2 protein-coding genes are annotated in these 2,174 nt (G+C 70.6%); both read right to left on the bottom strand.

The window, feature by feature from the left end:
* On the bottom strand, positions 1–1,191 hold a 1,191-nt coding region (locus tag AB4Y86_RS17320), incomplete at its 3' end, for a diguanylate cyclase domain-containing protein (RefSeq protein WP_441403401.1).
* A 148-nt stretch (positions 1,192–1,339) separates the two neighbouring features.
* Positions 1,340–2,174, bottom strand: an 835-nt coding sequence (locus AB4Y86_RS17315) for a nucleotide sugar dehydrogenase (protein WP_441403400.1), incomplete at its 5' end; no start/stop codon positions are given.

Genomic DNA, 2,174 nt, shown 5'->3' with positions numbered 1-2,174 from the left:
GCGCAGCAGGACCTCCGTGCCGATCTCCACGATCAGGCCGCTGCGCTCCGCGGTGGGAATGAACTGCTCCGGCGGGACCAGGGCGCCGTCGCGTTCCCAGCGGGCCAGCGCCTCCACCTTGACCACGGTGCCGAGCCGGGAGGACACGATCGGCTGGTAGTGCACCACGATTTCCCCGCTGTCCACGGCGGCCCGCAGTCCGGCCTCCAGCTGGGTTCGTTCCAGCAGGGCACTCAGCATTTCCGGGCGGAAGCGCAGGTAGCGGTTCTTGCCGGCCGCCTTCGCCGCGTACATGGCGATGTCCGCGCGGCGGACCAGCTCGGAAGCGTCGACGGTGTCATCGCTGATGGACGCCAGGCCCAGGCTCAGGCTGGGCCGCAGCATGGTGCCGTCAATGTAGACCGGCGCCTTCAGCGATTCGACGATCCGCGCCGCAGCGGCGTCGGCGTCGAGCGAACCGACCAGCAGGATCACAAATTCGTCCCCGCCCAGCCGTGCTACAACGTCGCTGGGCCGGACGCTGGCACGCAACCGGCGGCCCACCTCGATCAGCATCTGGTCGCCGGCGTGGTGGCCGTGGACGTCGTTGACTTCCTTGAAATCGTCCAGGTCCAGCAAGAGGACGTCGACGGCGGTCCCGCACGGTCCGGCCAGGGCGTGCGCCAGCCGGTCGTCGAAGAGTTGCCGGTTGGACAGCCCGGTCAGTGCGTCCTGGAAGGCGAGGGCCTTCAGCTGGCTGGCCTGGGCGGCGAGGTCCGCCATCGCCTGGTTGATCCGGTCCTGGGCACGCCTGGCCTCGGTGACATCCCGGAAGCTCCAGACCCGCCCCACGACGCGGTCGTCCACCTGCTGCGGGCGCGAATAGCGTTCAAAGATGCGTCCATCGCGGAAGTGCAGCACGTCGTGGCTCTCCGCCTCCGGATCGGCGAACAGGGCAGTCACCTTTGCGAGGAACTGGTCCGGGTTCGCCAGCTGGCCTAGGACGAAGACCAGCAGGGCTTCGTTATCGCCGGTGTCCGCGAGCTCGCGCGGGATGCCCCACATCGAGAGGAACTGGTTGTTCAGGGAGGAGATCCGGCCGTCGGCGCCGACCACAAGGATGCCGTCCGCGGTGGATTCCAGCGTGGCGGCGAGCAGGGACAAGGCTTCGCGGAGCCGGGCGTCCTCTTCGGTGCGCGCGGACGTGCTCATGCGGCCGCAACCGGATGAATCTGAGACCAACGATGCTGCATTTTGAATCCTCCCCCCAGAAATCATAGGGGGCGGATGGGAGCTGCGTCGCCACGCCCCGCCCGGAGGCGCGCGGCGCTGTTTGGCGGCGCGGCTCCGGAGGTGCCGTTCAGTCGGCGGTGGCGAATCCGCCCAGGACCGCCGCGGCCGTGCCTAGGGCAACAGTGTCTGCCGGAGCCCCGGCTCGCGTCCCGGCTCGGGTCCCGGCTCGCATCCCGGCAGCGGACCGGCCCAGGCCGTGCACCGTCCATCCGGCGGCGGTCCAGGCTGCGGCGTCGAGGGCGTTCCGGGCGTCCAGCACGGTCCGGCGCCGGACCAGTTCGCCCGCCGCCGCCGGCGAGAGCGAGCGGTAGGCTTCCCATTCGGTCAGCAGCAGGACCAGCTCGGCGCCGTCGAGCGCCCGCTCGGTGGAGGCTTCGAAGCGCAGCTGCGGGTAGCGCAGCCACGCGTTGTTGATCGCGGCCGGGTCCGTGACGGTGACGTGCGCGCCGGCGTCGGCGAGTTGCTGGGCCACATCCAGGGCCGGCGAGTCTCGGATGTCGTCGGTGTCCGGTTTGAAGGACGCGCCCAGCACGGTCACCCGCCGGCCGCCCAGCTGGCCGCCGCAGAGGTCCCGGGCTGCCGCCACGGTGCGGGAGCGCTGGTCCCGGTTGATCCCGTCCACGGTGGCCATCCAAGCGTCCACCGAGTCCACGCCCAGCGCGGCGGCCTGCACCCGGAGCGAGCGGATGTCCTTGGGCAGGCAGCCGCCGCCGAAGCCCAGGCCGGCGTGCAGGTAGCGGCCGCCGATCCGCGGATCCAGGCCCATCGCCTCGCCCAGCTCCGTCACGTCCGCGCCGGAGGCCTCGCAGAGCTCGGCCATGGCGTTGATGAAACTCAGCTTGGTGGCGAGATAGGCGTTCGACGCCGACTTGATCAGCTCCGCCGTGGCGAAGTTGCAGATG

The organism is Arthrobacter sp. 2YAF22_2, assembly GCF_052114645.1.
Classification (GTDB): Bacteria; Actinomycetota; Actinomycetes; order Actinomycetales; family Micrococcaceae; genus Arthrobacter.
Note: the sequence above shows the minus strand (reverse complement) of the source record. Positions and strands in the feature narration are given on the sequence as shown.